Origin of the sequence: Sphingomonas sp. Leaf198, assembly GCF_001424005.1 — a bacterium.
In the GTDB taxonomy this organism is placed as follows: domain Bacteria; phylum Pseudomonadota; class Alphaproteobacteria; order Sphingomonadales; family Sphingomonadaceae; genus Sphingomonas.
This window is the reverse complement of sequence record NZ_LMPX01000002.1, coordinates 845,081-869,301: the sequence shown is the minus strand read 5'-3', so window position 1 is coordinate 869,301 and position 24,221 is coordinate 845,081. Positions and strand designations below refer to the sequence as shown.

The window sequence follows — 24,221 nt, the reverse complement described above, 5'->3', positions numbered from 1 at the left end:
AAAAAGACCGCCGCTCCCGGTGGGAAGCGGCGGTCTCGTCATTCCATCACGTCAGGCGCAGATCAGAACGTGAAGCGCGCACCGATACGGATCGAGTAGAGCGACTGGTTCACGTAGATCTGGTCCTGCTGGGCGGCAAAGCTCGTACCGCCGCCGACCGGCGAGTAACGATACTGCGCGCACGGCTGACCCGCGGTGTTGGCAACGACGCCGGCGATCGACGCACCGGTTGGGGTCGGCGTCGCGATGCACTGCACGCGAACGACCGCGGTGTTGTACGGGAACGCGTATTCGCGCTGCTGGCCCCAGTTCTTGTTGATGAAGTTGGTGAAGTTCTCGATATCGGCGAAGAGCGTCACGCGCGACCCGCTCAGGAAAGTCGGGATTTCCTGCGCAAGGTGAAGGTCGAGACGCGTGAACCACTTGGAGTGGAAGGCGTTGCGCGGCGCGACCTTGCCGCGATACTTCGCCAGACCCGACGAGTCGATGAACGCGTTGACCGCATTCTCGACCGCAGTGCTGCTGTACGACACGCGCGCATCGTTCACGGTCGGGACGTACATCAGATAGCGGTTGCCGCCGACACCGGTGCCCGAGCTGACACCCGTCGTACCGAAGACCGACGACCGGTTCGCGCCGAAATCCTGGAACGTGTAGCTGAACGGATGACCAATCCGCGATTCGCCGAACAGGCCGAACGTGGTCTTGTAATCGCCGAAGAACGCGTGATCGTAGTTCACGCCGTACTTGAAGAAGTACTTAACCTGGTCGTTCGAGATGCCGTACTGAACGTTGTTGGGATCGGCGAACGCACCGTTGCTATAGTTCGAGCCGGCAGTCGACGAGGTCGCAGGTGCCGCGTCCTTGACGTCCTGATAGGTGAAGCTGCCGTTGATGTTCAGGCCGAAGTCGAACGTCTTGTCGAACCGCGCGACCGCGATATAGGCGCGGCCCTTGTTGGTGTTGGTCAACAGGATGTCGGTGTTCGTGTTGGTGCTGTTCGGACCGTCGATCAGGTTCTGGTAGCGCTGGCGGCCGTCCGGCGTCAGCGAACCGGTGATCGGCACCGAACGGATGTCGGTGAAATACACCTGCTCGCGAACCTTCGAATACAGCAAGTCCGCACCGAACACCCAGTTGTCGCCGAGCGGCCCGAGGTTGGCGGTGTATTCGCCGGTCAGCGTGGCGCGCCACTGTGACGGAATCTTGAAGTTCGGGTCGAGCGCATTGGTCGTCGAGGCGGTGGAGACCGTCGCGTTGGTCAATAGCGTGTTGACCGCGGTCGGGATGCTGGTCCCCGTAACCCCGTTCAGCGCCGCCGCACCGGTCACCGCGTTGGTGGTCGCGCCGGTGAAGCCCGATGCGGAGCGGTTGATCGAGATCGAGTTGCTCAGCACGCCGGTGTTGGAGAAGCTGTTCGACACATAGACGTCGGGGGTGCCGCCGCCGAAGATGCCGCCGCCGCCGCGGATGCTCACCCGATTGGCAGGCTTCCAGTCGAACCCGGCGCGCGGCTGGAACAGCCCGAACCCGGAGATGTTGGCGGTGTTGGTGCCGATCTGGACGACCTTGCCGTTGACGATCGCGCCGTTCGCATAGCGCGACGCGAACGCGGTGTTGAGCGTCGGATTGTCATCCATCGCATACAGGTCGTAGCGCGCGCCGTAGCTGACGTTCAGCGTCGGCGTCACCTTCCACGAGTCCATCACGCCGAACGTGTAGCTTTGGTAGCCGAAGGTCGCTGCGGCATCCTCGGGCACCAGCGACGGGATCGCGTTGCCGTAGCCGAGCGAGTTCGCGCGCTGCGCCTGGAAGTCGGCGATCGAGTCGAAGTAATAATTGCCCGACGAGTTCTGAAGGAACGAGTTGAAGATCGAGACGCTCGAAATCTCGGTGAACACGCGCACGTCGTGGTCGTTCATCGTCAGGCGTGCCTGCGCCAGGCCACCCCAAGTCTCGGTCTTGAGCGCGTTGGTCTGACGCGAGCTGTCCGGACCGAACGACACGACACCGGCGTTGTTGTCGCACGCCGTCAGCGAACCGCCGACCGGGTTGGTCGGGTTGGTGCAGACGCGGAACTGCGCGAAGCCGCGGCCGAGCACCGGCTCCTGGATACGCGTGTAGTTCTTGTAGAAGCCGCGGACTTCGGTCGAGAAGCTGTCGCTCCAGGTCGAGTTCAACTGCGCGACGCCGGTGTGCAGGCGGTTGCCCGAGACATAGGCGTTCGATGCGAGGCCAAGGCCGGTCGGCGCGGTCAGGAACGTGTTGTTGAGCAGGTTGATCGCGTCGTTGGCGTAGGTGTAGGTCAGCGACAGCCGCTGGGTGTCGGTGATGTTCGCGTCGATCTTGGCGACGACGCGGTCGTCCTTGTCGCCGAGGTTACGCAGCACGCCGCCGGTGTCGTAATTGTAGACCGACTTGGCGATCGCGCTGATCTGATCGACCGAGTTCTGCAGCACGCCGGGAACGCCGTTGCCGACATTGTTGTCGATCGGACCTTCCGCGATCGGACGACCGCCACGCAGGCGCTCGCCGGCGACCATGAAGAACACCTTGTCCTTGATGATCGGGCCGGACAGCTCGGCGCCGAAATTCTCGACCTTGAAGTTGGGGACGCTGACGGTCAGGTCCTTGGTCTTCTTGCCGACGAACTCGTCGCGCGACTGCGAATAGAAGCCGGTGCCGTGGAAGTCGTTGGTGCCCGACTTCAGCACGATGTTGACCGCGCCGCCCTGGAAATTGCCCTGGCGGACGTCGTACGGCGCGACCTGTGCCTGGAACTGGCCGATCGCATCGAGCGGGATCGGCGAGCGGCGGCTGGGAAGGCCATCACTGTTGAGCCCGAAATTGTCGCTGACCGACACACCGTCGACGGTGAAGCGGTTGTAGCGCGCATTCTGGCCGGCGAACGAGACCGAACGGCCACCCGAGGGGCTGTCGTCGAGGCGGGCGAACGGATCGCGGCGTTCGAGGTCGCGGATGTCGCGGTTGACCGAGGCGATGTTGGCGATCTGCACCGCGTTCAGCACGGTCGTCGGACCCTGCGAGATCGAGCGGGCATTGGGCAGGCGCGCCGCGGTCACGACGATCTCGTTGCCGCCACCGGCTTCCGAATTCAGTTCGATCGGCACGTCGAACGCCTGCGCGACGGTCGTGGTGATGTCGGTGACCTGCGTCGCCGAATAGCCGGTCGCGTTGACAGCGACGGTGTAGGGACCGCCGGCGCGCAGGCCGTTGACGTTGAACGAGCCCGAGTTGTCGGTGATCGCGGTCGCGCGGCTGCCGGCCAGGGTGTTGGTGATCTCGACGGTCGCGCCGACGACGGGCGTTCCGGCGGACGTCACGGTGCCGCGGATCGACGAGGTCGTCTCCTGCGCAGAGGCCGCCATCGGTGCGACCAGCGCAATCGCTGCCACACCCAGGAAAAGGTTGTTCCGCATCAGTAATACCCCTTTTGAGCCTTCGGCTCTGGATTTCGCGACTTCATGTCGTGTTAATCCGGCCCTGCACGTGGAATATTTCGGATATGTGACATTGGCGAGTCGTCTATTGTCACATCCGCACTCGGTCATGCCGCGTTGCAAAAAAGCCACGGAGTCGAACCGTTTCGGTCGCGCTAGAACCGTTTCGCAACAGGCCGTTACGGAGTTCAGCTCCCATCGTACAAAGATGATTCGGCCCGGCAGGGCCGCATTACAACCAAATTTCCTACAAGCTAACCCGGCCCATTCCGCGGGACGTGCAAGGAATGACGGCCCAGCCCCTCGGGACATGACCGGCATCGGAGGCTCGCCATTGAAACGCATGCCCTCCGGTTTTGCCGACGTAGTCACTTGTGGTCGAGTCGATCCAGCTGATCCCGCGCCGCAGGCGTTGGTCTTGGTTGGCTCGGGTCAGGAGACGAGCAGGCCGCTTCCCTCGATCACGTCCCTTTTCCATCCCGTCGCTGTCCGCACATCGGCGAACTTTAGAACCTGGCCCTTCAGGCGTCGCGGGCTCCAGCGGTTGCGCTCGCAGATTTCGGCGACCGAGATCGAGCGTTGTGCCTCTTTAAGAACGGCGCTGAGGCCGATGGCCTTCTCGGGACCGAACTGCGGACGCGATGCGATGTCGTCGGCGAACAGCTTTCGCAGGTTGCAGTTTGGGTTACCGCCGAGGTTGAGGATTTCGCGAGCACCGGTGATGTTCGTCGTCTCCGATAAGCGGAGGAGAGCATAGCCTTTCGGATCGAACGCGACGTCGTCGAAGTGCTTGATGTCGTCTGGGATCACTTGGATGCGCCGCGTCCAAGCGCTGGCGTTCTCAGCCGAGATCCAGAACCGCATAGGGGACGGCTGCAACGCTGATCCTGACAGGGCGTCGAATATAGCACCCCAGGGCTTCAATCGTCCGCCGATCCGCCGAACCGCGGTCCCGAGCGGCGTAGCACCGTGGGGCCGGACACCTTGTGTCGCGTTCTGCTTGATATCGTCCCAGAGGGTATCCCGGGAGGCGGTCGTTATGCCCCAGGCTCCCCTGAGATAATGCGCCGCGGCGTTCATCTCGCAATCCAGTTTCTCCATGCAGCAGAGCTGCTCCATGCCGTAGAGCGGAATGCCGATGGACCGCGCGATCTCGGGCCAGGTCCTGGATTCTGTCAGCGCGCGCCGGATCTCAACCAGTTCTACCATGGAATAGCGCACATGGTCGCGCGTCCGACCGGGAACCGACTCCTCCGACAGATGGCCGAGCTCGGCGAGTTCCGCGAGCGTTTCGTTGGTCGTTCCCAGCATCGCACTGGCCTCGAACTTCAAGGCCGTGGTCTGCGGCGCGGCGAAGCTGCGTTGCTCCTTGGCGAACAGGTCGCCAAGCGCCTCCCGCATGACAGTGGCCTGTGCCGGCGACACCCTGCTGCGTGCGCCGAGGAGGCGCAAGTCTGCGCGGTGTGCCAGGAAAGCATGCCTGTCGTCCCGAAGCGTCTCGGCCCGCTCCCGAGCCCATGTCCGCAGGTCGTCCGGCCAGTTCCGCAACATACCGATTCCCCGCGCGATCACGGTGCCCAGATACTCGGGCGGCAGGCGATGCATCGCCTTCCTTTGGATCTTCTGCTCCCGCGGCACCTCCGCCGCGACGATGCGCGTCCCGACGCCCAAGACCATTTCCACAAGCGTGTTGTGGTCCAGGGTCCTAAGCGATGGACCAAGTCGCAGGAGGGCGTCGCGGTGACGCTTGGGATTGGCCGAGAGGAGATCGGCGAACATGGCGTAGTTCTCGCGGTGGCCTGCGGATAGCGGCGGCTCTGCAGAGGGACACACCTCCGACTCGCAACTCTCGCACACGCCGATCCCGCAGCTGTTCTTCCAGCGCAATGGCTTGGCGCATTCCGAGCAGTCGGATCGCAGCAACTCGTAGCTGACCTCGCAATACGGTAGCAGCCGGTTCATCCACGCCATGCGGTGGAAGGGATGGGTGCGGAGCGTTCCGGGAGCGATGCGGCGGCTTGTCGTCTCGAGGTCGAACACGCGAACGGTCGCGTCCCCGATCGTGACGTCCGAGACCTTGCGTTCCGAATGGGTGCGCGTGAAGCTACGTGCGGCGATTTCGTCGAGGGTGCAGCCGATGATGCCGGTGAGCGATTCCAGCCGTTCAATCGGCAGGAGCGCCAACTGGCCCGCGGCATTCATGTTGATGCCGGCCCGGCGGAGCACGCCGTTGAGGTAGAGAAGAACGTGTAAGGCCGTGGCCCGGGCGATAAGGCCAGGCAGGCTCTCCTCGTCAAAGGGGTCTGTGGTGAATCGAAGCGCGCGCCCGACCTTCCGCTCCCTTTGGGAGACGAGGTAGCCGTTGGCGTAGCGGTGGGCCACGTCGTCCCGCTGCGAACGCTCCAAGTCGACCATCAGCGTTTGCCGTGCGGCTTCGAGAACGGATCGGTGGTGATCCACTTGGAGTCTATTGCGTAGCCCCGCGTGACGCAGCTCAGGTCGTAGGGTTCCACTGTGACGGCGTCCCGGGCTGACGCGTGGATGGCGGCGTTCTTGAGGAAGCGCGCAATGCGTCCGACATATCCACCGGCCACCTCGATGATGCCGTCGAGTATCGTCTCATGCGTAAAGTTCGGCTCGACCGCTACGGCGCCAGACGTCTTCAGCTGGGTGGCGAACGCCGTGATGAAGTCGCGAAGGAGGATGGCCTCGGGGTCCAGTGCGGTCCGTAGGGCTGGAAGTTCCAGCGGAAGTCCCAGCCGCACGCGCAGCTGCTGGTTTCTCTTGAAGACGACGGCCGCATCCTCGTTGCCGACGAGGACGATCGGCGCGATCTTGAGGTCGAGCAAACGCTTGAGCGCGTCGGTCACGTCGGAGAAGACGACGCCCGCCTTGTCATCGTCTGACTTCGTACCCTTCCCGAGGTGCTGGCATTCGTCGATAATGATGAGCTCGACCCCCAATAGGGGCACGAAGTTCTTGATGCGCTGCTTCAGCTGCTTCTCCGTCCCGTAATCCCAGTCGGGATCCTTCATCTCGATGAGCACGTCCTGCATGACACTTTTGAGGCTCGTCTTCTGATCAAGGCCGACGATGATGGTCTGGAACGGGTTGGGCTCCTCGCCGGCGTCGATGGCTTCCTGCATGAGCGTCTGCTTGACCCTCTCCATGGTGGAGGACTTCGCCGACTGGCTCTGCTGTCCCATGCACAGGCCGTCCATGGTCTTCGGAACGCGACCGAGATTTCCAAGCCGGTAAGTAAGTACGCGGCCTACGATCGCCTCTTGGGGCCGATGCGTCACCCAGATGCCATCGACGGCGATCGTCACGTTCGCTACCCGGTCCTGCACCGCCTTGTCGGCGTAGTCGGCTTGGAAGCGGCCGGTAAGCGGGCGCGGCATCCTGCCGAGTGGATCTTTTTCACTAGCCATCGAGATCATTCCTCCGTGTCGAAATAGGGGTTGGGGTCGTAGTCGTCGGGCGCGTTCGATCCGAGACTGTCCCAGTCCCGCGGAGCCTGCTCTCCCTTGCTTTCATGGGTTTGCATGGTGCCCTGATCGGGTGACATCGCAATGCCGGTGCCATTGACGTCGTGCTCAACCTGCGCCGTGTCACGGTCGGGCGAGACGCCCCGCCCCCTGTCCCGCCTAGGTGCGATGACTTTGTTCGTCGGGGGTCTTTTCGAGGCTCCGGGCGGCGGAGTGCCCGGATCGCCGCGCATGCCGATCGAGGAGTTGACGATGACGAAGTGCTCGGGGAACCGGAGGTGGGTCTTGCGCTTGGCGCGGGCGCCGGACAGCTGGCGCACCTCCTCGCTGGCCGCGAGCGCGAACATGACGGCGCGCCGACGAAACGCGGCCTTGGGCGCCTCCTTGTCGATGATCTCCAGGCTCTTCATGCGGGACTTCACGCGCTGCGCCTGCGTGTCGAACTTCTCGCGACGCTGCTTCGCCATCTCGCGATACTTGTCGTGTTCCCAGCGGCTGAGATAGGCCGTGTAGGTCGGCTGGGTCGACCAGAGGACGATGAACCTCATCTCGTCGGGATGCGGATCCCATAGCAAGATGTAGTCGAGGTTCGCCTCGATGGTCCGGATCGAGCAGATGCATTTCGCCGTGTTGTCGAGCTGATCGGCCCTGCGGGTCGTGTGATAGTTGCGCTTCAGGTAGCCTTCGATCTCGGGGCCGCGATACTGGACGCCGTCATGCTCGATGCCGTCATTCACGATCACAGCGTCGGGAACGGTCTTGCCGAGCATCGAGCGGATTCGATTGGGATCCTCGAGCGAGGCGGTTCCTTCGGCCATCATGCTGGCGATGAGAACCTGATAGGGTGATCGCCAGTTGAGCCTTTCGACGGGCGTGTGGTTATGATCCCAGATGACGCCTCGCACCACCGTGCGGATCTGGTGCATGGTGAGTTCGGCCTCATTGACCGGGTTGCGCTTGATGTCCTTCTTGTGCCGAGGCGACAGCACCGTGCCCGGCAGTCCCCGCATGCGCGCCTTTATGTGCCCGATCATCCATTCCACGAAAGCCTTGGCGTCCGAGTGATAGGTCGCGGGAAGCTCGAGGCGCGAACCCAGATCGGTCAGCGCCGGGATGTAGGCGCGGTTGATGATGACCTTCTCGTTATCCGGTAGCCAGGACTCCGGGATGCCGAACGCCCAGCCGATATGCTCGTCCTCTGCCAACTCCTCCTCGGTGAGGAAGTCGGGCGGGGTCATGACGCGCGCCAGCGCCTCCATCGACATCTCGTCGCGATGGGGGCCGGCGTAGATGGCCGGATCGAATACGAAGGTGGAGAAGGCATCGGTGCACAGCACGCCGCGGAGTTTTCCGCCCGGCAGCTGCCAGTCCTCTCCGAAGACAGCAACCTGCTCCAGTTCGAAGCCGTCGACGAACACCTTCTCGAACGCACGGTTGATCTCGAACGACTCGCCAACGGCGCCGAACATGCGCTCCGCTCTGTCCTGGCCGAACTTGGCCTTCACGGTCTCGTATGTCGCGAGGCTGTGAAAACGAAGCCTGACGGTCTCATAGGTTGGGACCTTCTCGCCCTTCTGATCGGCAGGCAGTTTGTTCCAGGCGTTCTCTAGACGGACATGTCCATCGCGAACGGATGCGCCTGGTTCAGCCCAGCAATAAATGGCCGCCTCGGTTACGGCGTCATCTTCCTGATCGGTCAGCGGGGACTGGCCCTTGGGGCGTCCGGCCAGCGAGATAAGTGCGGCTGGCTGGAATTCGTCCGCTTCGTTCGCGATCCAGCGGCGGAGCGTGGATGCACCCGGCAGATTGTAGGCCCTGCCCTTGCGATCCCTGTACTCGGCGAAGATGCGTTCGCCATGCGACTTGATGAAGCGCTCGCAGGCCGGTTCGCTCTTGACGCTGAGCTGCCGGGCCTGGCGCACCCATGTCTTGCGCCAGGAATATCGGGGATCGACGGAGTCTGCAGCGTCTTCGTCGACATGGGACATGTCGCCCCGACGATCCTCGTTCTTGCGGCGGCGGGGGCGCTGCTTGCTTATTCTGCCTGCGCGCACTTCGCGCAGCAGCCAGGCCGTCGTGGTCGTGACGAGTTCGCCGGTCTTGGGATCGGGGACGCGCAGGCGCGCGCCGGTGCGCACGTCCGTGAAGTGCAGGTCGCCTTCTCCGAGGTCGGCCTCGAACCGGATCTTGCGCCTCTCGGACATGAGGATGTCGCCGACCACCAGGTCGCAGGGTAGAGACATGGTTAGCCATCCGTCCTGGTCAGCCGGCGCGTCGGACGCAGCGGGATGTGGACGGTAGTGTCGGGTGTGATGGCGGCGTCGAGATGAAAGCCGATGTCGCGCCGCAGAAGCATTGCGTTGGCCATGGCTGCGCCACGCAGCCGGTTGTTGGAGAGGATCGATGTGATCCTGCCGAGGGGTGCACGTCCGTCGTGCTGAAGGATCAGGGCATGTGCCTTGGCGACGTCCGCGTCGTCATAGGGGACGTTGCGGAAGCGCAGGACCTCCGTGACGCGGCGCATGCGCTCGGGATCCTCAAGGAGCTTCGACCCATCGACCGTTTCGAGCTCGATCCCGTGTTCCGCTAGTACCAGTTCAGCCTGCGCGAGCAGGTCAGCGGTTTCCGGGAGCTGGAAATAGCTCTCATGGGCCTTGATCTCGAACCAGATCTCGCGGCCATCGCTTGTGATGCGACCGCCATCGGGCGTGTAGCTGCGTTCGCCTCCGTCCTTCGTCGTCCAGCTGATCTCACCGATCTGGAACTGGAACTCGACGGTGTCGCAGTCCGCGGTCAGGCGAGAACGATAGATGCCCTCGAACGGTCCCTCCCCGAAGACGTCCTGCCCGATCTTGGGGCTGAAGTCCGCGGAGGTGATGAAGCCGTTCGTGTAGGTCATGTTGATCCGCATCGGTCGTCCGTGCGGATCGGTTCGCAGGCGCCCATCGCGCCATCCCTCGTCGACGGAACGCGGACGCATGGTCATTCCCGCGTCGCGGCGGGGTGCATGCCGAACCCAGCGCGCTGGGCGCCTAGGCTGGCAGTCGCGCCAGTGGGGAACCACGACCGGCCGAGCATCGTCGTGCTCGCGCGCCGCATTGCCGTGGGCGGCCGGCGGAACGGCGGTGCCGCCATGCTGGGTACGCGCACGGCTCACGAGGACCTGCTGCGGCAGCGGGATGCGGACCTGCCCCGTCTTGAGCTGGTGGCTGCCGGCGGGGCGGGAATTGCCCTTACGTTTGATTCTCACGCGTCATCGCCGATGGCGAAGCCGAGTGAAGCGAAGGGCGGGGTCCCATGGCGCCAACCGAGGAAGGCGCGCGTGTGCGGGGCGATATCTACGTCGGCGAGCAGGTGGCGGAGGGTGCCGTCGTCCTGGATCATGAAGGTGTCGATGGGCGCTTTGCCCGAACGGGCGGCGCGGCGCAGGCGGCGGCCGCTCACGATCTGCTGCTCCTGCGGGATCGTCGCTCCCGTGCGGCGGGCGCCGCCCCGGAAGGCGATCGCCTTCCGGGCGTTGCGGTTCTCGGTCGAGTGAGACTTACGGTGCGTCTTCATGGGCGAAACCTTCTAGGGAGCATCGATGCTGAGCGGGCTGATGGTCAGGCTCGGGGCTTGGAAATGCTGCGAAGGTCGAAGCCGAGCGACGCGAGGGTGCGGCCGCCGCGGCACCAGCCGCGGTCGAGGTTCCACTGCCGTGCGCTGACACCGAACATGACTACGACGCGGTCCTGGTCGATCAGGTCTTCGAGATCGCGGACCTGGATCGCTCTGCGCGTGGTGCGCTCCTTGCACCGCATGTGTTCCCGGCCGCGAAGGACCAGAAGATCGGCCTGCTGACCGCGCTTCGACGCGATTACGCGTTCGACGTGATAGCTGTCGCCGTCGATTTCGAATGGTTCTCCTTTCATGAACAGGAGCGCGGCCGGGGTGATCGAATCGTCAGCCGGCCAGATCGGTGCCCCGTCTTCGCGATCGGGGTCGCGATGGAATTGCGTGGCAGGGCCGTTGGGAAGTGGGCGGCGCATGGCGGCACGCCGATAGTTGCGCTTCATCCGGGATATCGCGCGCTCCAGCGCTGGCTTGGCGGCGGCGCTCACGAACGGCGCCCCTCTACCACTTTGCTGCCGGCGACGCCCCCGCAGCGGTTGCGCCAGTCCACGAGAGTGCGGGGACGCGGCGGCGCGCCAAGACGTTTCCATACCTGATCCGTCCACAGGATCCCGTATGCTCGGCGATGCGCCTTCTCGGTGTTCGGGATCTCGTGCTCGTCCATCATCCTGCAGATCGCGAGACGGCGACGCCTCTCGGCGTCCGTCTTGCTGACCAGCGTCGGCCGCGCAGCGTTGAGATTCGACTCGCGCCATGGGCGTACGGGTGTGCGCCGCCACGTGGCGGTGCGCCGGGCGGCTGCCTTGCAGTCCGAACCGAAGTTCACGATATCCATCCAGACACTCTCCTACGTTTATCCGGATGAATCACAGCAATCATCCAGAACGCCGCATCTATTCATTGTGAGAGCGGATGGCAAGCGGGATTCTGGAACACCCTTGTAAAAATTACGGAGGCGGATAGGACGGGCTGATGAACAGCCCCGACGGACCATCTCCTCCGGACACGCCGCTTCTAGCCGCGCGCTCGCATGGCGCGGCGAAGCTGGATCCTGACGCGCGCCTGAGCGGCGCTCTCGGGCGCGCGCCGCATAAGGACGAGTTGACCTTGTGGGCGGGAATGCCGACCGACCGGCGAGAGTTGGCCATGCTGCGCATCGCCGTGCTGCGACGGTGGGTCGACGAGCCCGGTGAGATGACGGCAGCCGAGGCGGCGGGGCAAGCGCAGGTCAAGGTCTCCCGGTTCTACGAGATCGCCGCGGCATGGAAGGCGGAGCCCACGCTCCAATCGCTCGGTGCGTTCGCGAAGCGGCCCGGCCGGTCGGGACCGAGGCTTGCAGGAGACGTCGTCAACACGATCCAGTCGATCCTGCCGGAACTGGTCAAGGTGGACGAGGATGCGAAGATCGCGACCATCGTGCATCGGCTGCAGTCGCATCCGGCGCTGCGCGACGCGTCGCTCCCTCACGTCAACACGCTACGCACGATGGTCCAACGCGAGAAGCGGCGGCTCAAGGGCGAGAAGCAGGCCGGCGGACGGCCTGGCTTCGACGCGGTGGCCTGCGAGCTTCTGCGGCCCGACGGCTCCTATCACGTCGTTTTCGCCGTGGTTGATCGAACGTCGCGGCTTCTCTTGGGATTCAGCGTAGGGACGCTGGACGAGAGCAGGTCGGCGTACGCGCGCGCCGCTCAGGATGCGCTGGATCGCATCGTGCGACCGGACGCGCAGCGGATCCCATGGGCGGACACGACGACGCGCATCGACGTAATCGTGGGCGAAGATCCCGAAGCCTGGGCGTCGACGCGTGCCGAATACGGTGCCAACCCGTTCGGCTTGGATTTTGGTCTCGTCGAGAAGGGGCGGAGGTACGGCCGCTACCTAAAGATGGTTGCTGGCGACGCCATCGGTGGCATGAGGATCTTTCCGGCGCGAACCGATGCTTCTGCGCTGCCAGAGGCGGGTCACAGGTTCTCGGATGCCGAGGCGACGACGGCCATCGAGGTCGAGGTCGCTCGTCACAATGCCGAGGTGCTGGCCGAGAGTGTGGCCGAGGGGGCAGCCCGCCCGGCGCCCGTGACGATGCGGATCCTGGAGTTCATCGCCCGCGGATAGTGGTGCCGGGCGGCTGGTCTTCCGCGATGGACGTAGGCGTAGGCGTAGCCACCACGCGTCGCGTGCGGCCTGCGCGTCTAGTGATCGAAAAGCCGGATTTGGGGAGCGAAGGCACCTGAGCGTTGTGGGCTTCGATGGCATCTTCGATGGCACGTACCGCGTCGTCGTCGCCAATCGCCGTGGCGTGGCGTGCGGCGACGAGGGTGTCGCTCAATCGCGCCTTGCCGACCTGATAGATCACGGCAAGGTCTCCGATGCGCGGGCCAAGGACGCGGCCGAGCGTCGGCATGCCATGGCCGTCTTCGCGCGGGACCGCACCGATGGCGCTGCGTTCCACGCCGCTTCGGTGCGGCGCTCGCATCTGCAGCGGCGCTCCGTCTGGCGTGGAGTTCTCTTTAAGGGCATCGATCAGCCCGGCAAGGGACGGAGGCTTGTTCGGATCGCAACTGATCTTCGCCGCAAGGATGCGACGTTGCGGTAGCGCCACCGCGAGCAACACACGCGGCATCGTCACGGACGTGCCCGTAAGCACGGGCAGCTTCACGATGCATTCGTCGATCAGGATCTCCGGTGCGAAGGGGGTTTCCGCTTCCATCGCAGCGCGGGCCTCCGCCAGCATGTTCGCGATCGTCGAATTGGACGGAGGCTCGACTCGCTCTCTCCGGCATCGCGCCACGGTCTCGGCCAGCACTACCTTGCGGCGGGCCATCGCGCCGAGATCGGCGATGGCCTCCCGCATGATCTCGAACGAGCGGGCGGGGATGCGTCGCGCCGTCGGGATCGCGTTGCGCGATCGCGCACCGGGGATGTCCGCCGCGCGGCGGCTCGTCCGCCACACCCGAGCCAGCATCATGAACTGCGACTCCGAGATGCCCATGCGGCTGGCGAACGCCGCTCGGACCGCCTTCGGTGCCCGGTGGATCGCCACGAATTCGTCGAGGATGGCCACGCGCCGACGGATCTCGGGCCAGCGTGCGGGCTCGACTCCGGACAGATCAATGTCCTTTTCCATATGCCTTCTCCTTCAAGGGGGGGCTCTTCGATGGGTGATTTTGGGCGCGGTGGGCGGATGCCGGGCGCAGGCCACGGTGCCGCGGTCGCTTCACGCGCTCGCTGGCGCGTGCGCGAACTTTCAGAGCGTGGTCATCCGGTTGTGGTGGCCGGTCATGATGATGGAGACGACCGCACTGGCTTTTTCGGGGGCTTGCCTTCCCGCGTCCCATCATGACGGCGGCCACCTCGCCGATCATGACGCCCGACGGGCGTTATCCGGTTTTGTGGGGAAGCCTGTGGCGGCGTGCCGATCCAGCCTTGGCCGATGAAGCGCGCGAGGGACTGGTCAACGAGCTGATGGCCGCGAGGCGCGACGTGCGGGCTATTGGCAAACGACGGCGCGGCGCTCGCGACGAGATGCGCGTTGACGGAGCGATGTCACGCTGCGTCAGCGCCGTCACGCTTGGTGGAAGGATACCGCATCGGGAGCGTTGATCTAACCGGCGCGAATTCGGCGCGCGTGGGCGTTACGGTGCGCCGACCGGGTGACGCATGAGGACGGATGTCCCGTCGGATCAGTTAAGGCGATGACGAGTATGCGAGGCCAAAACACTCGAATTCTCGGTAAGCCGAGTTATTTCTACCTAGCGTCTTACCTGGTTCTTCAGTTCGATGCTCATCCCGTCTCGGAACAGCGTCGCTGATATTGCGTAGCTCTTCGGTGGGCGACCGCCGATGATGACGAGGATCGGCGATGGACAGCGGTATGCATCCTCACTGGCGACTTTCTGCATCGCTCGAATGTCGGGAGCGCTCGGGGTGGGCGCGCCGCCGGGATGAAAATGCCATTCCCCGAGATAGTGCTGGCCTACGCGCCAACGTTCCGCCAGCAGTTCGGCGAGACCGTTGTTCGATCGCTGAAACCAGAACCAGCCGGAACGAGATCCCTTCGGCTTCGGCGTCGCCTCGAGGATGTCCGCGTTCCAGCCATCGGGTCCGTAGCGCCCGATGAGAATTCCGCCGGTTTCCTTGCGCCCTGCATTGGCGGCAGCCTCGATCATGGATGCAATGCAGTCTGGTGACAGCCAGATCGACGCGCCAGCCGGTCCGCCTTCTCGGAACTCCAACGGTTCAGGCATACGATCGCACAACGCTGCCGTCATCCATCTGCCTGTAGAGCGACGCGGCCTCTCCAGGACTGAGGATCGCGCGACGTACGAATTTCGAGCCGATCGCACCCCACAGACTCACGTCATCGGCGGTGGCGGGGAAGACAGGGTGCCAGCATCCGATTCCTTCCATTTCTCCCACGCGCTCGATCTCGGGAGTCGGAGAGACGGCGGCGTATCGCTCCATGGCGTCGATCGCCGGGAACCCGGTCTCCGACGCCGTGTATGCGAACAGACCTTCGGCCTGCCACGTCATCGCCAAGCTGACGAAGATGCGTTCGGTACCCCAGGGAAAGGACGCCATGTCATGGAGCACGGCATCGGATGCCGTGCAGTCGACGATTACATCCCACTCTTTCAGCCGGTCTGCGTCGGCGGCCTTTGCGGGTGGGAAGCTGAAGGGCATCGCGACGACGTTCGCATCCGGAGCAGCCAGGTTCAACCGCACAGCCATGCGTTCGGCCTTACCGCGTCCGGCGTCGCTCATCGTGAGGAGATGGCGGCTTAGATTGCCGACATGTATGGTGTCGTGATCCAGCAGGCCCATGCGGGTGACGCCCATCCTCAGGAGGTTCTCCGCAACCGCGGCGCCGAGGGTCCCGCAGCCTATAACGAGCACGGATTTGGCACGCACACCATCTTCCGCTTCGCCCCGCTTACGTAGCTGATCGGGAGCCCAGTTCGCGGTTCGCTGCCATTCCAGTCTGCGGTTCGAGGTCGCAAGTTCCCTATCCCAAGCGCGGCGAGCCTCGGGCGAGCCGGAGAAGCCCATGCGCACATCGTCCCGGGTGCACAGCCTCAGGTTTTTGACGGCGATCCAGTGAAAGCGCTCGGTTGGTCCGCCAATCTCGGCTTCGAGCGGAAACCCGATCAGTAATAGGACCGGCGTGGCATGCTTGCGCCGCTGTGTCCGGCGCAGCCGCGCACCTGCGTCTGCCAGGATGGATGCCAGGTCGATAGAGACACCGTCGCAGAGCTCGGAGAGCTCACGCCAGGTAGCAGCCGTCCGCCATGGCGCGAAGACGACGAGACCGGGCAAAGTGAGCCAGACGGCGTCGACGGCTTTTTCTACGAAGGGTATTGCCCCGCTCCACGGGACCCGCCTGATGCTGCGGCGGTGGGGGTCCATGAAGTCGGCGATGACCGCGGTGGCACGCGCGCCGGGAATTTCAGCGATCGTCGCGAAGCCCCAGTGCTGGTCCGGCGTGACCCACCAGTCGATGTCGGCGGCTGTCTCGCGGAAGCCGAGTACGCTGCTGGTGTCGAGCGTCGGATACATGGGAAGCTCGAGCGGGTCGCCGTCAGTCAGCAGCCGGTCCTGGGCGGCCGCATCGATCCATGCGAAGAGCCGACCGATCCGCCAGATTAGCCGCTCCCCCGCTTCGTTGGGTTCACCGGCCCATCCCTCGCGCCGGAAAACCGCGGCGGGGCGCTCCAGGCATGGCTTGCCTGTGCGCCATGGCCGGCCTTCCGGCGGCTCGCCATTGAAGTTCTGGTGCGGGAACGTGGCGACGATGCCAGCGTCGGCGTCAGGGTAGATGTCGAACTCGCGGTCGGAGGCGGCACCTGTCGCGATTACGTGCCAGCCGGTCCATTCCGGCATGTGCACGGTCGCAGTGACCGACAGTTCCGCACGGAAGCGGAACGACCAGACGCCTTTACCGCGGTCGACCCAGCCATCGAGGATTTCGAAACGGGGATCCTCCGGCAGCGATTCGATGGCCGCCGCCAGATCATGGGGAATCGCCATTCCTTAGGCGAAGCGATCCGATTGGCGCGGAGTCGCCGCAGCGGCCGGCGTGGTGAAGCCCCGCCCGCGATCACCACCGCCTGGGCCAGGCAGCGGGAAGCACTTGCCCAGCAGTTCCTGCCAAAGTGCGCCGCTCGAATCCTTGTCCAGCTCGTCGAATGCGCGACGGGCAACATCGGCGGCCTTCGTGGCTTCGTTGTAGAAGGCCACGAAATCCTTCGCGTCGAGTCGCTTCAGCACATCATGGCTTGGCACACCGTGATCCGGCAACCTCGGCACCACACCCGCGGCCGCGTTGAACCTGAACGTATCGCGGATGCCTTCGAACGCCTTGAGCACGCCTTCGGCAACGCTGGTGATGCCGTCGGGCAGGACATGCCCGATCATATGCTCGAGCGGGTACCCCTTCGGATATTTAGGCAGCTCGTCGGCGTGCTCGTGACGCCACCATTTCAGGGCGCGGACGACGTTGACGAAGTCGCCGTTGCAACGCCGGTTCTTGTCTGCCGCCCATTGGATCTGGGCCAGCGGATGGGTCGGTCCCCAGTCCCGGATCGGTCGATCGGGAAGCATGAGGGGGTCGTCTCGCCAACCGGTGGCGGTGTCCTCCGTGAGCATCGTGGCGGTTTCGAAGTGCCGGGAAGGATCCCAGCTCTTGTTGACCACCCAGTCGCTCGCTTCTTCGATCGACTCGTCGGTCGTGACCGCCTGGCTCCGATAGAGGGTGGCGAGGGCTGCGCGTGCCTCGGGCTCGGCCGGGAGCGCGGTGATGACGAGGTCCAGATCGACATACGACATCTCAATGCCGAATGACCGATCCTGCTGCACCCATTTGCCGGCGTAATGGCGCTCGAGGAATGGTTCGAATCGCTTCATGGCAACCTGCGGCGTCTCGACGTTGTGATCGATGGTCGTGACGATGACGACGTCGACGTCTGATCGCTTCCCGCCTGTCGGTCGCACCGCAGTGGATCGACGCACGCTGCCCTGCAGGAACGAGTTGGTGATGATCGGCGACAGGTCAGGATCGGCCAGCAGCCGGGCCCGCAGGGTGTTCGAACCCCGCTTCCACTCCTCCCTGTTCCGCTCGCTCGGGCGGATGTCACGGAGGAAGGCATCGAATTGTGGGCGGAGTTCCATGTCTATCCTCAGATGTCGAAGGTGGGGCGATAGCTACCGTCGACGCGGCCGCTGAAGTCGAATTCGTAGGGAATGCAGCGCCCCATCGACTCGGCCTGCTGACCGAGTAGGAACGAGAAGGCGTTCGGGCCGGATACGAAGACGTGGACCGTGCCGCCCGGCTTCCGGATGCTTGCGACGGCGCGCGCTACGGTGGCCGCGATGGCGGCCGCGTGCGCGCCTCCTCGGACCGCCTTCTGGTCGTCGCCGCCGTCGGGTAGCACGTGAAGGATCGTACCGACGTTCGGCAGAGCCGAGGCCGCGTACTCGCGGACCTGAACGAGAGGATCCCGTGCGAGACCGATCGCCAATGCTATGTCCTTGCCATCACCTACGGTCTCGGTGGCGATGACCGGGTCGGGGCCATCGACGCCATCATGGGCGTTCCAGACCTGCCCAGGATTGTTCTGGCCCTTCTGTACGACTTCGACGTCCGCGCCTGTCTTGAAGCCAAGCGTCGCGCCCGCGAGGAACGCAACGGACGCGTGTGCGTCAAGGAACAGCCGCATGTCGGGTCGTGCCGCGAGCATGCGGCGCAGGAAGTCAGTGATCGGGACTTGCAGCTCACCCCAAGTCCGACCTTCGCGCAGATGGCGTCCATCGAAGTGATCGGTGAGAGTCATGGTGCAGTCCGGCATGGCCTCGAGCATGTCGATGGGCGTGACGCCGTCCTGGAACGTTCGTATCGCCACGCCCCGCCTGGATGCTGGCCGCGTCGGCAGGAACCAGTTCTCCCCCCGGCACCACTGCTCGAAACTTTCCCGATCGAACCTGTTCAGGTTCTTGATCTTCAGCTGCTTCGCTGCATCGTCGTACAGGAAGGTGGTGGACGTCTCCGCACCGACGAGGCCAACCACGCGAAAGCGAAGACTAACGTGCTCGCGCAGCATCTCGAGGTCGTGGTGATTGTCCTTGATGTGGAAACCGGCCAGCACTTCCAAGAGCTGCTCATCGGTCTCGAGTTTCAAATGCTCACGCCAGCACTTCCGCACCTTGCCCATCCAACTCGCGGCGGTCTTCCCGACCATCAAGTCCTGTAGGCGGAGCGAGCCATCTTTCGGGGAGAGGAGCTTCGCGAGCTGATCGTCGTCCTTGATCTTGTCGGTGGTGATCAGCGTGAAGGCCGCCCCTTCGGGCGCACCCGCCTTCGCATTTCTGAGCCGTTCTAAGATGGACACCGAAGCCGCGTTGATGAACTCCGGCTTGGTGAGATCCTCGAAGCCGAAGCGGCCGCTGCGATCTGCGTGCCATTTTATCTGGTGGTAATCGACGGTGACCCGCCCGGGGCCGGAAGCGCTGGGCCGACCGGGATCGTAGCGGATGACGACATCGTCGAATGCCTTGGGACCGTCTGCCTCGAACGTCACCTCGACCACGTCAGGCCGCTCCGCATCCAGAAGCGACGCTGCATGGATCCAGAAGAAACGCGACTGATAGTTGTCACCGTGCCATCGAGGCTCGACTGCGTTCGCCATGGATCGTACCCCCGTCATCATGTCCAGCATCCCCATGCTGGCACGCCCCGGATATGGTTACTCGCATTTAACCTTTGAAGAGTGGGTGACGGTTATTCTGTGTCGATGAGACGAACACGCAACCAACCGATCTCACAATGCATCCCCTGCGTCTGCTGCAACTGGGTCTTTGTTAAGTTCAAGCAGGCGTGCGAACTGATGCTGGAGTTCAATAAGGGGGGCGGCCACGTTCGTTGTCATGACCGGAAGGCAATGCGCCAGCACCAGCGCCACGCCGCGACCATATTCCACCGCAGCCGTGAGGGCGCGGAAAACCTGGATCGAGTCTCCAGGGTAGATGCTGCCCTGATCGAACCTTTTTTGGTCCGCGGTCGGCGTGATCAGCGCTATCTTCCAGCTGCTCGAGCGCGACCGCTTCGCCAATCCAGGCGCCGGTGCGGCGCTCGATCGGTTGGACCTTTCGCTCGGCCTCAGTCCGATGGACACCGCCGCCGTGCCTACCAACGCGATGCTGGAGGCCGACCGCATCCCCTTGCCGCTCACGCGTAGGGCGGGCGTCGAGGGATACGACAAGGGCTTCCTGAGCGTGCCGATCGACTTGTCGGCGGTGTACGCGCCAGCGCTCGCGGCAGGGCTGGTCGCGCCGCTGCTAGATGGCTTGGGCCACGAATTGGCTTATCACCACTTCAGCGCCGTCATCCGCGCGGACCGGTGTTTCCCGTTGCTGACGGCGGTGAACATCTCGGGCAAGCGCCTGGTCCATCCGGGTGCCCGCAAGGACACATGGCGGCGCGATGCCGGCATCGATGCCCGCTATCAACCTGACGGCGACTTCTACGAGAAGGCGAAGGGGCACGATCAGGTGCAGTTCAGCCGCGGCCACCAGGTGCGGCTGCTCGCCCCCTGCTGGAGCGATTCGGACGATGAGGCCACCGCTCTCGCCGAGGCGCGGCTGGGATCCGAGGACACGTTCCACTACACGAACGCCGCGCCGCAGGTGCAGCACTACAATGACATCGATTGGGGCGACGCGGCGTACGCGCTGGGTGAACTCGGTAGAGGACGTCGTGATCTAGTATGGCTGCAGGGTTTCCGCGCGCTTGTCGCTCTGGACGATCGCCGCTTTCCGTTCAGCCAAGTCCGACAGGTGGTACCGTGCTCGCGCACCGCGACAGGAATGCTTTCGTGAACTCGATGATCGGCTTCTTGCCCTTGCCGCGCACGGCATAGGTGAACACTTCGACGCCCGCCTCGCTGAGCGCGCCGGCCATCGCGGGGCGCAACGGTGGCGTGTCGGGCAGGAGCGCCACCTTGGCGAGGTTCCGATCAAGGCCGATGAGCGACGGGTAGAGGGCGAGCTGCCCCACCGCCTCGTAGCAGTGGTGGGCGAATGTGCCGGTCTTGATCTCGATGAGCGCATTGACCGACGCGACCATACCATCCACCGCGTAGCCGTTGGCGGTGGGTTTGGTCAGCTCTTCGCCTAGCTGCTTGCGGAGGGCCTCGAAGACATAGCCCTGGAGCGCGCGAACCTTGGATGTCCCGCCCTGTCGCGTCACGATGACGATCCGCCCCTTCTCGTCGAGCCCGAAGCCGTACGGCTTCGGCTCGACCGGCGCGGCCGTGCCCGTCGCCGGTTCGCGGCCAGCCGCTGCCGAACGTGCACGTACGCATGCGAGCGTGAACGCAGTGGTCTGACGGACGATGTCCTTGGTGGCCCCATCCAGCTCCGCAACGACGTACCACCGGCGCTTGGAGACGATGCCGCCAACGCGCACCGGCACTGGGGCAAGCCCGCTCAGCGCCTCGAAGTCCGCGCGAATTGCGGGCGATATGTTGTTGCGCTTCAGCCAACCCTCGCGAAGCAGCACGAGACGCCCGTCGTCGTCACGACCGACCGTGGTCAGCTTGCCGCGATCGCCTTGGGATACATCGGGGCAGACGATCTTGACCGTGCAATCGCCGGTCTGGGCGTCGACGCCGAGCATCAACTGGTTCTCGACGACGCCGTGCGCACCATGACCGTAATTCGTGAAGAGAAGGCCGCTGCCGTCGATCCACCAGCCCTCGTCGCGAAGGGTGGAATGAGCCACCATGGCGTCGACCCACAGGCGGAACGCCGCGTTGGCTTGCACTTGGGTGGTCAGCAGCTCGATCGACATCCATGTCCCTTCGTTACGTCCAAAACAGCACGGTGCAGCGCGACCGTTCAACCCTCGGTGGTGAACTTCCTGTCTAGCCGTTGGCCTCGCCTTCCAGATCTTCCAGCATGTCGTCCTGTATCGGGAGGACCTCGGCGAAGCCGCCGTCGATGAACGCGTCGTGCGCGAGCAGCGCCCGCAACAGTGTCGGCCGCCAGTGATTCCGGTGAAAGGCTTTGGTCTCGAAGCGGGTCTGAAGCCGCAACGTCTTCTTGACGCCTGCCTGCCCTTCCGCCCGATGCGCGAGATGCAGCGCGGCGGCGTGCGACGAGATGTAGGTGTTGACCTCCTGCTGGTAGCGCGCGTCGAGGTCCAGCGCTTCCATCTGCCCGGTGAGCCGGTCCGCATACCCCGCCGGCAATGCTGCCGCGACGTCGATCGCGAAGGTTACGACTAGCGCCCCCTCAGTCAGATTGACGACCGCCTGAAGGAAGTCGAGGTCAGGCAACGAGTCGTAATAGGGGTGCAGGAACCCCGAGCCGTCAACATCGAAGCCAGCCAGCTTCGCGTGGTTGCAAGGATGACACATAGGCACGAGGTTGCGCGTGTGTATCGCGAGCGGCTTGAAGGCGGATTGGGGAAGGTGGTGGTCAAGTTCCGTGGCGGGATTGATGCCGCACACGGGACACAGGTCGACACCCTTGAACAGCAGCTCGCGCACCGAGAAGAGAACCCGGTCCTCCTGCGTTTTCTCGTAAGCTGCGTGGATGGTGTCGCGGAGGGATGCGGGCAGGGCCGGGCCCTTGAGCTCGTCGCACGCCGCGCCGAGATCGACCTCGTACCTGTCATAAAGCGCGACGACGGCTTCAACCTCCGCGTCGGTGATGTCGTGGCCGAGGGTCTGGCCGCCATATCTGTAGCGGCGCACCGCTTTGCGGAGATCCGCCCGGTCGCTGTCCCGGGAAGGTTCGGGGAGGTTCCTCACGCCTTGCGGGCGAACTGGCTGAGGACGTATGCCCGGCCCTGCGCGCTGAGCCCCGGCTCGAATAGGGCGTCGACTTCCTCGGGCGTCTCGCATCCGGCGACCAACAGGTCCAGGACCTTGTGGAAGTCGGTGCTGGACGCGGTCAGTCCGAACGCATCGTAGGTGAGGACGCCGACGTTCTCGCCGAAGGTTTCAAGGGCGGGCTGCCTTACCTCCAGCGTTTTCCCGGTGCGGCGCACTCGACGGACGTGCCGGGACAGCGTTTCTTGCAGGAGCACGGGCGAGTGCGTGGCGGCGACGCAGAGTGCGTTCACCTCGGTGAGCACGATCCTCACCGAGTGCATCAGCGCTGCCATAAGCGGCGGATGGAGATGCGCTTCGGGTTCGTCGAAGAGCACGAGCGCGCGCGGTCTGGCATGGGCAACGAGTGAGGCGACGACGTGGAGCGCGATCTTGTGGCCGGTGCTCCAACTGAGGAATAGCGATCGCGCCGACCTCGTCGATCCGGTTAGCCGATCCATTTGATCCTTTAGTTCGGCGAACGACGGATCGCCAAGTAGGGGCTCCAGAGCGGCCTCCAGCAGCGCGAGGCGCTCTTCCTTTTTGATGCGCGAGGCGAGTGCGGCGAACTCGTCCGCCAGCTGCTCGACCGGCTTCAGACGCGTGGTGGTACGACGCTCGACAGGTCCGTCGTCACCGTCGTCGGGTTGAGCCGCCTCGTCCTGCTGCACGTCGGCACGCGCCTCGGCGACCACGTCACGTAGTCCGCAGAATACGAACCGCCCCTCGCCGCTGGCGAGATCCTGCGTCGTCTGTGACAGCTCCTTGGAGTCGATGCCTGGCACGACGAAACTGTCGAAGGCGCTGTAGGAAATCGTGATGACGCGCATGAAGCCGATCGACGCCGGCGTGAGCGTGCCGAACGCCTTCAACTGCTTCGTCGCGCGTTCCTGCGGCGATGCGAACGCGACATGGGCCAACCGTGCGAGCAGTGTGCTCTTCCCCGAACCGTTACGGCCCACCAGCACGAAGATGCGGTCGGGGAGCAGGGTCTTGCGTCGGCTGGGCCCCAGCCGACGATACGGCCCGAAGTAGCCCGACGGCTCGGGTGAGCCGAAGTCGAACTCGATTGGCTCGTCGGCGCCTGCCGGTGTGTAGGAGAACAACTCGCTGATGTCCGCAAGCGCGGAGAAGTTGCCTTCGTAGAGGGCACGGGCGTCGTCGAGGAAGACTCGCCAGTCGCGATTGTCGCGAAAGAGCGAAGTCTCCCAACCATCCTCGCTTTCGAAGCGCTCGACGAGTTCGGGATGCGCGACCGCGTCGTTGAGCGCGTCCATGATCGCCTTGCGCCGCGCCACCGGCAACTCGTTGAGCCGCTGGTAGTAATCAAGGCTGGTGCCAACAGATACCCAGTCGGCGGAGAGCTTGTTGAACGGATCTTGGATCAGCGCTGCGCCGCCCGTTTCCTGCCCCTTCTTCAGGATCTTGACCCCACCGACGTACGTCACGTCGGTGGGGTCGTCGCCGTGCCTGTAGTGGAGATGGTAGAGGGTGCGGAAGCTGTAGTCGTTCCAGTCGTCCTGCTGGAGCGCGAAGCGCGTATCCATCCGCTTCAGCAACTGTCTCGATGGTGGCTCGATGGCTATGGCCAATTCTCAATTCCCCCCGTCCGTCGTCTTTCGACTTCATATACATTTAGATGGCCATTGGCTCATTAAGCGGAAGTGGAGATCAAGCTACCCAACTGTAGCTATAACTTTCAAGCGGCCACGGATTCTCCATCACTGTAGGCCTGCGTGGATCCTTCATTCCCGATGTCGCCGAGCTAGTCATTGTCCGGATGCTTTGCGGCAATG

The 24,221-nt window shown here is 64.1% G+C and carries 19 protein-coding genes; 3 read left to right on the top strand and 16 right to left on the bottom strand.

All coding sequences use genetic code 11. The annotated features are described in order from the left end of the window. Positions 1 to 62 precede the first annotated feature (62 nt). The 8 genes from ASG20_RS11030 to ASG20_RS10995 all read right to left on the bottom strand — a co-directional run bounded on the left by ASG20_RS11030 (position 63) and on the right by ASG20_RS10995 (position 11,396). Positions 63 to 3,440: a TonB-dependent receptor gene (locus ASG20_RS11030; RefSeq protein WP_056051976.1), complete on the bottom strand. Its 3,378-nt coding sequence runs from the start codon at positions 3,438 to 3,440 to the stop codon at positions 63 to 65. Positions 3,441 to 3,893: 453 nt separating this feature from the next. After that, positions 3,894 to 5,876, bottom strand: coding sequence for a hypothetical protein (locus ASG20_RS11025; protein WP_056051971.1), 1,983 nt, complete (start codon positions 5,874 to 5,876; stop codon positions 3,894 to 3,896). Further along, positions 5,876 to 6,892, bottom strand: a complete 1,017-nt coding sequence (locus tag ASG20_RS11020) for an ATP-binding protein (protein WP_168371624.1) — start codon at positions 6,890 to 6,892, stop codon at positions 5,876 to 5,878. The genes ASG20_RS11025 and ASG20_RS11020 overlap by 1 nt, the downstream gene beginning before the upstream one ends. 5 nt (positions 6,893 to 6,897) lie before the next feature. Beyond that, positions 6,898 to 9,192, bottom strand: a complete 2,295-nt coding sequence (locus tag ASG20_RS11015) for a hypothetical protein (RefSeq protein ID WP_056051967.1) — start codon at positions 9,190 to 9,192, stop codon at positions 6,898 to 6,900. A gap of 2 nt (positions 9,193 to 9,194) precedes the next feature. Next, positions 9,195 to 10,199 (bottom strand): hypothetical protein, encoded by a 1,005-nt coding sequence (locus ASG20_RS11010; RefSeq protein ID WP_156364244.1) that lies wholly within the window; start codon positions 10,197 to 10,199, stop codon positions 9,195 to 9,197. Next, complete coding sequence (locus ASG20_RS11005; RefSeq protein ID WP_056051961.1) at positions 10,196 to 10,507, bottom strand: hypothetical protein; 312 nt, start codon at positions 10,505 to 10,507, stop codon at positions 10,196 to 10,198. The genes ASG20_RS11010 and ASG20_RS11005 overlap by 4 nt, the downstream gene beginning before the upstream one ends. A 44-nt stretch (positions 10,508 to 10,551) precedes the next feature. Further along, a complete protein-coding gene (locus ASG20_RS11000) occupies positions 10,552 to 11,049 on the bottom strand; it encodes a hypothetical protein (RefSeq protein ID WP_156364242.1) in 498 nt (165 codons plus the stop codon). Further along, a complete protein-coding gene (locus ASG20_RS10995) occupies positions 11,046 to 11,396 on the bottom strand; it encodes a hypothetical protein (RefSeq protein WP_056051956.1) in 351 nt (116 codons plus the stop codon). Before ASG20_RS10995 ends, ASG20_RS11000 begins: the two co-directional genes overlap by 4 nt. A 137-nt stretch (positions 11,397 to 11,533) precedes the next feature. Here ASG20_RS10995 and ASG20_RS10990 point away from each other — a divergent pair, with 137 nt between their 5' ends. Next, complete coding sequence (locus ASG20_RS10990; RefSeq protein WP_056051954.1) at positions 11,534 to 12,673, top strand: hypothetical protein; 1,140 nt, start codon at positions 11,534 to 11,536, stop codon at positions 12,671 to 12,673. Here ASG20_RS10990 and ASG20_RS10985 read toward each other — a convergent pair. Beyond that, positions 12,657 to 13,685, bottom strand: coding sequence for a hypothetical protein (locus tag ASG20_RS10985; RefSeq protein ID WP_056051951.1), 1,029 nt, complete (start codon positions 13,683 to 13,685; stop codon positions 12,657 to 12,659). The genes ASG20_RS10990 and ASG20_RS10985 overlap by 17 nt on opposite strands. Positions 13,686 to 13,897: 212 nt before the next feature. On the opposite strand from ASG20_RS10985, the gene ASG20_RS19390 reads away from it, so the two are divergent. Further along, positions 13,898 to 14,161, top strand: coding sequence for a hypothetical protein (locus tag ASG20_RS19390; protein WP_156364240.1), 264 nt, complete (start codon positions 13,898 to 13,900; stop codon positions 14,159 to 14,161). Between the two features lie 149 nt (positions 14,162 to 14,310). On the opposite strand, the gene ASG20_RS10980 is transcribed toward ASG20_RS19390, so the two are convergent. From ASG20_RS10980 to ASG20_RS10965, 4 genes are read right to left on the bottom strand one after another with little or no spacing between them, the layout of a single operon-like run. Continuing rightward, positions 14,311 to 14,829 carry a Mov34/MPN/PAD-1 family protein gene (locus ASG20_RS10980; protein WP_082470894.1) on the bottom strand — a complete coding sequence of 173 codons (519 nt, stop codon included), beginning with the start codon at positions 14,827 to 14,829 and terminating at the stop codon, positions 14,311 to 14,313. Further along, positions 14,798 to 16,585: a ThiF family adenylyltransferase gene (locus tag ASG20_RS10975; protein ID WP_056051946.1), complete on the bottom strand. Its 1,788-nt coding sequence runs from the start codon at positions 16,583 to 16,585 to the stop codon at positions 14,798 to 14,800. Before ASG20_RS10975 ends, ASG20_RS10980 begins: the two co-directional genes overlap by 32 nt. A gap of 3 nt (positions 16,586 to 16,588) precedes the next feature. Then, positions 16,589 to 17,725 (bottom strand): SMODS domain-containing nucleotidyltransferase, encoded by a 1,137-nt coding sequence (locus ASG20_RS10970; protein WP_056051941.1) that lies wholly within the window; start codon positions 17,723 to 17,725, stop codon positions 16,589 to 16,591. 8 nt (positions 17,726 to 17,733) lie between these two features. After that, entirely contained in the window at positions 17,734 to 19,275 is a 1,542-nt protein-coding gene (locus ASG20_RS10965; RefSeq protein WP_236698763.1) for an SAVED domain-containing protein, read from the bottom strand. Positions 19,276 to 19,615: 340 nt separating this feature from the next. Between ASG20_RS10965 and ASG20_RS10960 the strand changes: the two genes are divergently transcribed. Beyond that, complete coding sequence (locus ASG20_RS10960) at positions 19,616 to 20,428, top strand: DNA/RNA non-specific endonuclease (RefSeq protein ID WP_056051935.1); 813 nt, start codon at positions 19,616 to 19,618, stop codon at positions 20,426 to 20,428. Here the strand turns inward: ASG20_RS10960 and ASG20_RS10955 are convergent. From ASG20_RS10955 to ASG20_RS10945, 3 genes are all read right to left on the bottom strand, one after another. Further along, positions 20,370 to 21,401, bottom strand: a complete 1,032-nt coding sequence (locus tag ASG20_RS10955) for a hypothetical protein (RefSeq protein ID WP_056051932.1) — start codon at positions 21,399 to 21,401, stop codon at positions 20,370 to 20,372. The genes ASG20_RS10960 and ASG20_RS10955 overlap by 59 nt on opposite strands. 73 nt (positions 21,402 to 21,474) lie before the next feature. Continuing rightward, complete coding sequence (locus ASG20_RS10950) at positions 21,475 to 22,308, bottom strand: HNH endonuclease (protein WP_056051929.1); 834 nt, start codon at positions 22,306 to 22,308, stop codon at positions 21,475 to 21,477. A 53-nt stretch (positions 22,309 to 22,361) separates the two neighbouring features. Further along, positions 22,362 to 24,017 (bottom strand): AAA family ATPase, encoded by a 1,656-nt coding sequence (locus tag ASG20_RS10945; RefSeq protein WP_156364238.1) that lies wholly within the window; start codon positions 24,015 to 24,017, stop codon positions 22,362 to 22,364. Positions 24,018 to 24,221 lie beyond the last annotated feature (204 nt).

Excerpts from the sequence above, each read along its gene's own strand:
- ASG20_RS11030 (WP_056051976.1), bottom strand. The coding sequence starts at position 3,440 with ATGCGGAACAACCTTTTCCTGGGTGTGGCAGCGATTGCGCTGGTCGCA.
- ASG20_RS11025 (WP_056051971.1), bottom strand. The coding sequence starts at position 5,876 with ATGGTCGACTTGGAGCGTTCGCAGCGGGACGACGTGGCCCACCGCTAC.
- ASG20_RS11020 (WP_168371624.1), bottom strand. The coding sequence starts at position 6,892 with ATGGCTAGTGAAAAAGATCCACTCGGCAGGATGCCGCGCCCGCTTACC.
- ASG20_RS11015 (WP_056051967.1), bottom strand. The coding sequence starts at position 9,192 with ATGTCTCTACCCTGCGACCTGGTGGTCGGCGACATCCTCATGTCCGAG.
- ASG20_RS11005 (WP_056051961.1), bottom strand. The coding sequence starts at position 10,507 with ATGAAGACGCACCGTAAGTCTCACTCGACCGAGAACCGCAACGCCCGG.
- ASG20_RS10995 (WP_056051956.1), bottom strand. The coding sequence starts at position 11,396 with ATGGATATCGTGAACTTCGGTTCGGACTGCAAGGCAGCCGCCCGGCGC.
- ASG20_RS10990 (WP_056051954.1), top strand. The coding sequence starts at position 11,534 with ATGAACAGCCCCGACGGACCATCTCCTCCGGACACGCCGCTTCTAGCC.
- ASG20_RS10985 (WP_056051951.1), bottom strand. The coding sequence starts at position 13,685 with ATGGAAAAGGACATTGATCTGTCCGGAGTCGAGCCCGCACGCTGGCCC.
- ASG20_RS19390 (WP_156364240.1), top strand. The coding sequence starts at position 13,898 with ATGACGGCGGCCACCTCGCCGATCATGACGCCCGACGGGCGTTATCCG.
- ASG20_RS10980 (WP_082470894.1), bottom strand. The coding sequence starts at position 14,829 with ATGACGGCAGCGTTGTGCGATCGTATGCCTGAACCGTTGGAGTTCCGA.
- ASG20_RS10975 (WP_056051946.1), bottom strand. The coding sequence starts at position 16,585 with ATGGCGATTCCCCATGATCTGGCGGCGGCCATCGAATCGCTGCCGGAG.
- ASG20_RS10970 (WP_056051941.1), bottom strand. The coding sequence starts at position 17,725 with ATGGAACTCCGCCCACAATTCGATGCCTTCCTCCGTGACATCCGCCCG.
- ASG20_RS10965 (WP_236698763.1), bottom strand. The coding sequence starts at position 19,275 with ATGGGGATGCTGGACATGATGACGGGGGTACGATCCATGGCGAACGCA.
- ASG20_RS10955 (WP_056051932.1), bottom strand. The coding sequence starts at position 21,401 with ATGTCGATCGAGCTGCTGACCACCCAAGTGCAAGCCAACGCGGCGTTC.